This window comes from Oleiphilus sp. HI0123 (assembly GCF_001635315.1).
In genome coordinates this window covers 1-1,947 of record NZ_LWGE01001706.1, presented here as the reverse complement: position 1 = coordinate 1,947, position 1,947 = coordinate 1, and the positions used below count along the sequence as shown (strand labels likewise).

The 1,947-nt window shown below is 45.0% G+C and carries 2 protein-coding genes and 1 pseudogene; 1 reads left to right on the top strand and 2 read right to left on the bottom strand.

Annotation, left to right across the window (positions count from 1 at the left end; translation table 11 throughout):
* Positions 1 to 377 (top strand): annotated as a pseudogene (locus A3761_RS23075) (hypothetical protein); the annotation flags it as partial.
* Positions 378 to 527: 150 nt separating this feature from the next.
* Here the strand turns inward: A3761_RS23075 and A3761_RS23070 are convergent.
* Together A3761_RS23070 and A3761_RS23065 are read right to left on the bottom strand one after the other, a co-directional pair.
* Positions 528 to 1,139: a Yip1 family protein gene (locus A3761_RS23070; protein WP_068508355.1), complete on the bottom strand. Its 612-nt coding sequence runs from the start codon at positions 1,137 to 1,139 to the stop codon at positions 528 to 530.
* Positions 1,140 to 1,274: 135 nt separating this feature from the next.
* On the bottom strand, positions 1,275 to 1,947 hold a 673-nt coding region (locus A3761_RS23065), incomplete at its 5' end, for an FAD-binding domain-containing protein (RefSeq protein WP_304439641.1).

Sequence of the window (1,947 nt, the reverse complement as noted above, 5' to 3'; positions counted from 1 at the left end):
TCGTGGCTGATGAGGTTAGGACACTGTCCAAAAAAAGCAACGAATCAGCTCAGAAGATTAGAACTTTGTTAGACAAAGCGAGTTCTGATGTCAAAGCGGGTGCTGAAGCAGTCAATATGTCGGGCTCCGCGCTAGATAAAGTCGTCATTTCGGTAAAACAGGCGGCGGGGAATATTTCTACCGTCTCAGATTCAATGAGCAAGCAACGTACGCAGATTGAAGAGATTGTTCTGGAGAGTAAGAATGTTGAAGATATTAGTCGAACAAACGCCGACGCGGGGCAAACTTTGATGGATGCAAGTCAGGGGCTTTCAGAATTAGCGCACGAGTTATCAATCATGGCAAAAGATATGAACACCCTAGTAAGAAGCGCGTAGTGATCGCAGCTAATATTGAACACAGTTGAGCACGGTGACTAGTACAATCGGTATCCAACCAAGCTTGTCATCCGCTGAAAACATATTGACATTAAGAACGCCATCGACAGACCGGGTTCAACATTGATGAACCCGTCTATCTCGCTTTACTTAACCTGATACGAACTGAGGGGCGAAGCCTATGCTCCAGATGACGACTGTACCGACTCTTGTTGCTACAAGGTAAACGAGAGCGACAGTCAAGATAGCGCCGCTAAACAACAATGCGCGTTCTTTGCTAATACCCATGACAATCGGTAAACCGTCGTAGATCAAGAATCCTGCATATACTGCCGCTATAAGATATACAGCCATGTTGAAAATAGGTTCAGGGTTTAAAAGGGCGATACCAGCCAAAAAAAGTGGCGTACAAGAATAGGCTGCCAAGGCGATACCGTTTGCTGCATATTCATCATGTTTGCCTCCATAGGTTTTAGACATCCAATCGATTGCCCAGCCAAGCCCAAATACACCAATAAGCATTGCGATGTAGGTGATTATGTTGAGTTGCAAAGCGCTCTGGGTCGTCAGTTTAGTGATTTGCCCATCGCCAACTTGCCAACCAAACTGTGTCGTCGATATATAGGCGCATATTGGGCTAATCATTGCTAGAACGGCAATGTATGCAACATAAATTCTTCCCGGATTACTATGTTCTTTGCGGATCGATTCCCATTCTTCATCAGGGTGAGTGAACATTCCAAAAGCATGATTCAGTAACATTGTATTTCCCCATATTTTCCAAAAGAATATTTGCTTGATAGTAGACTTGAAATTTGCCTTTCTCATCGATCCTTTACGCTAGGAATCAATTAATGGATCACTCGGTTTTTTGCTCGTCTTTGTTCGGTATCTCTATTACTCGTGTATGATTGGCCAGTCGGCAGCATCGCGAGAGTCTAAATTTGGATCCGTTTCAGCTCCCCAGCGTTTTTGATACAAACCGTCAGGGTCATAGAGTCTCGACTGCTTTTCAAGATCGAAGTGGCGCCCTCCTCTTGGGTCAACCCCCACGCCTGCAATGTATTGCCAATTGCCCCAATTTACTGCCAAGTCAAAGTCAATGAGACAGTACTCAAACCAAGCTGCTCCATAGCGCCAGTCCACGCTCAATTCATTAACCAAACAACTGGCTGCGATTTGTCGGCCTCTGTTTGATAGATACCCCGTGTTTTTTAGTTCCTTCATGCAGGCATTGACAATCTTGAAAGGCGTTTCGCCTTCACACCATTTACTGAAGCGTTCAGGGTAGAAACTAGTAAGCGGGGGTGACTTTTTGGATCCTTGGAAACTAAATAGTTGGTCTCCTTTTAGAAAGTGCCACCATTGGAAATATTCTCTCCACAATAGCTCGACATATAGCCAACGAGATGAATCGTTAGACCCGTTTTCCTGTTCGTATTCAAGCAATTTCTTGATGACCTGGCGTGGAGATAGACAGCCGCTACTTAACCAGGGTGATATTTTGCTGCTGTTGGTCCAGCCGGATAATTCATTCCTTACTGTCTTGTAGCGACGGGGCGCATCACTG

Bases quoted from the DNA above. Each gene is read 5' to 3' on its own strand.
- A3761_RS23070 (WP_068508355.1), bottom strand. From the start codon at position 1,139: ATGTTACTGAATCATGCTTTTGGAATGTTCACTCACCCTGATGAAGAA.